This window comes from Dysgonomonas termitidis (assembly GCF_042654545.1).
Taxonomy (GTDB): Bacteria; Bacteroidota; Bacteroidia; order Bacteroidales; family Dysgonomonadaceae; genus Dysgonomonas; species Dysgonomonas termitidis.
Map to the genome: position 1 here is coordinate 1 of NZ_JBHSGN010000171.1, position 873 is coordinate 873.

The window sequence follows — 873 nt, forward strand, 5'->3', positions numbered from 1 at the left end:
TTGTTTCATAAATAGTATGGTTTTAATAATTATCTAAAATTAGTTGTGCAACAGACACGCAACGCTACCCTATAGAAAAGAAAAAAAGGCCGGTTCATGCAGGTAGCTGGCTGCAACCCCGCACGAAGATGTAACGACACCCCTATGCTTTGCGCGTTTCCAGCCACTAAAACCGATGTGATGGTACAAAATGGCTAATAAGTGGGCAAAAACGGGTAACGGTTTATAGAATATTAACGCCTAATTTTGTATGGGTTTATATGCGTTGAGTAAACAGATGCCCTCACTTGGTACGTGTCAGGAATGAATATAAACGGGTATGTAAAGAGGAGGATTTGCAGAATGGAATTCCGGTAATGGTGGAGTATATGACAATTAACTGTCTACACATAAAACGTTATTATTACTTGTTCATTTAGTTTGGGCTGGCAGGCTTCTTATTTGTGATTCATGATCTCATATACTCTATCTCCGGAAGCCTGCATTTGCCCGGCAGTTATTAACCGTGTTAGCAGGTATGTATAAAATAAAGCTACTGCTGATATTGAAATTAGTTAATTGGCTGCTTTGATTAGCTGATTGGCTGATTAAATACTCGAACCATAAAAACAGAATAAGTATGGTTAAAATTATCAGGATACTGATTTATATCATCTACCCCTTATTGGTTTTCGGGTTGATGATTTTCTGCTTCCAGGCCTTCGGGGAGGATGACAAGCCCGCCGCAGTAGAGGCACAGGCGTCCCCGCCGGGGGATGCGCCCCGCCGGTTCATTCCGCCTGTTATACCCGTGGAGCTTAGCCGTCCTGCGGAGCGTGCCGGCTACCTCATTGCCCATTACTGGGATAACTTTGATTTCAGCGATACGGCGTA

At 43.1% G+C, this 873-nt stretch carries 1 protein-coding gene; it reads left to right on the forward strand.

Going from position 1 to position 873, the window contains the following annotated elements:
* Positions 1-679: 679 nt before the first annotated feature.
* The coding region (locus ACFO6W_RS25760) for a DUF5106 domain-containing protein (protein WP_380001951.1) at positions 680-873 on the forward strand (194 nt) is incomplete at its 3' end.